Here is a 1,930-nt window from a genome sequence, read left to right on the forward strand (position 1 = left end):
TGTTTAGGGCGGGATTGGCCTTCGCGGGGGGGGGCGCCGCTCCAACGTTCAAGCCGGCGGCAATTGGCCACTTTGGATGCGCTGCATCCGGTAGCGCAGAAGCCGGATGATCCGGCTTTCGAAGTTGACGCTTTCGACGCGGTCGAACTGCACCTGGGCGCGGTCGTGCCGGGCGAGGACGGCGGCCGAGATCTCGGCGGCCTTCGCCTTCGCGGCTTCGCAGGTCTTCTGCGGATAGGTCGCCCTCAGCGCATCCTCGAGTTCGCGCGCGTGGTTCTTGGCGATCTCGACATGGCGCTCCTCGTGGCGCTTGATGTCCGCCGACAGCGTGTCCCAGAACAGCCTGACTTCAGGATCGGCCTTGCGCGGCCGCCGCCATTCCGGAAGGATGACCTTGACCTTCACGGTAACCTGCGCATTGGCGATCCGGCAGGAATTCGCCGTCTGCGCGTAGCTGACGCGGGTGGTGAAAGCCATCTGCGTTGCGCCCGGGTGCCTGGAGCCGGTACTCTTCACCTCGGGGCCGTTTTTCGTCAGCTGCTTTTCGATATCGTCCAGCGTGCGGCCGGTGACGCTGAAATAGCTGTAGGTCTTCACCAGGCTGGCCGCGCCGGCCGGCATGACGGCGAGGATGAGCATCAGGGCGCAGAGCGGGGAGCGGTTCATCATGTTGCCTCTTCACGCACCTTGCTTTACGGCCGTTGCCGGCGCAACGAAATTGATTTCGCGCGGATCACACATGGTTGATGGACAATGACAACAAGGCGATGGCAGCTCGCGCATGCGCGCCATCTCGACCTCGGCCCCAAGGCGGTCGTCGTCGGCATCCTCAACGTCACTCCGGACAGTTTTTCCGATGGCGGGCTGTTCATCGCCCCGGAGAAGGCGGTGGCCCAAGCGCGCCGCATGGTGGAAGAGGGGGCTGCCGTCATCGATGTCGGCGGGGAATCGACGCGTCCGGGTTTCGCACCCATCACCGCCGAGGAAGAGCAAGGGCGGGTGCTGCCGGTCATCGAGGCATTGGCGTCCTCGGGCAACGTCCTGATTTCGATCGACACTTATCGCGAGGATACCGCGCGGCGCGCCGTTGCCGCCGGCGCGCATATCGTCAACGATGTCTGGGGCCTGCAGCGCGAACCCGGCATAGCCCGTGTTGCCGCCGAGACCGGCGCGGGATTGATCATCATGCACACAGGCCGCGAGCGCCAGAAACTCCCGGACGTGATCGAAGACCAGTTCCTGTTCCTGCGCAGATCGCTGGAGATTGCGCGCGCCAACTATGTTGCCGACGGCCAGATCGTGCTCGACGCCGGCTTCGGCTTCGCCAAGGAGACGACGGAGGAGAATCTCGATCTGATGGCGCGGTTCTCCGAACTCACAGCGCTCGGCTTTCCGCTGATGGCGGGGACGTCGCGAAAGCGTTTCATCGGCGGCGTCACGGGGCGCGAACCCGCTGAGCGGGCCGTTGGAACGGCGGCCACCAGCGTCATCCTCAGACTCAAAGGCGCCGATCTTTTTCGCGTCCACGATGTCGCAATCAACGTGGATGCGCTGGCCGTGGCCGATGCTATGCTGGCGCGAGAGAACCTTTCTTCCGGACGCTGAGCATGTATGTCATCCGCATGAAGAACTGCGCCTTCTTTGCCCGGCACGGCGTGCTGGACGAGGAGGAGACGCTCGGCCAGCGTTTCTATGTCGACGCCGAGCTGACCGTCGAGCCCAGCCGGCCGCTGGAGGACGATTCCATCGAGGACACCGTCAATTACGGCATCGCCTTCACGGTGATCGAGAAGATCGTGACCGGGCAGCGCCGTTTCCTGATCGAGGCGCTGGCGCTGGAAGTGGCGAAGGCGCTGGCGGCGCGGTTTCCGCAGATCAGGAAGGCCGAGATCACGGTGCGCAAGCCGAACGCCCCTGTACCGGGCGTGCT

At 64.5% G+C, this 1,930-nt stretch carries 3 protein-coding genes; 2 read left to right on the forward strand and 1 reads right to left on the reverse strand.

Annotated elements, in window-relative coordinates; translation table 11 throughout:
- Positions 1 to 48: 48 nt before the first annotated feature.
- Positions 49 to 669 (reverse strand): DUF922 domain-containing protein, encoded by a 621-nt coding sequence (locus EOA38_RS35200; RefSeq protein ID WP_126093772.1) that lies wholly within the window; start codon positions 667 to 669, stop codon positions 49 to 51.
- An 84-nt stretch (positions 670 to 753) separates the two neighbouring features.
- On the opposite strand from EOA38_RS35200, the gene folP reads away from it, so the two are divergent.
- Positions 754 to 1,605, forward strand: coding sequence for a dihydropteroate synthase (folP, locus tag EOA38_RS35205; RefSeq protein ID WP_127301385.1), 852 nt, complete (start codon positions 754 to 756; stop codon positions 1,603 to 1,605).
- A 2-nt stretch (positions 1,606 to 1,607) separates the two neighbouring features.
- Positions 1,608 to 1,930, forward strand: a 323-nt coding sequence (folB, locus tag EOA38_RS35210) for a dihydroneopterin aldolase (protein WP_127301386.1), incomplete at its 3' end; no start/stop codon positions are given.

The sequence above is a fragment of the Mesorhizobium sp. M1E.F.Ca.ET.041.01.1.1 genome, from assembly GCF_003997355.1.
Taxonomy (GTDB): domain Bacteria; phylum Pseudomonadota; class Alphaproteobacteria; order Rhizobiales; family Rhizobiaceae; genus Mesorhizobium.

Excerpts from the sequence above, each read along its gene's own strand:
- folP (WP_127301385.1), top strand. The coding sequence starts at position 754 with ATGACAACAAGGCGATGGCAGCTCGCGCATGCGCGCCATCTCGACCTC.
- EOA38_RS35200 (WP_126093772.1), bottom strand. The coding sequence starts at position 669 with ATGATGAACCGCTCCCCGCTCTGCGCCCTGATGCTCATCCTCGCCGTC.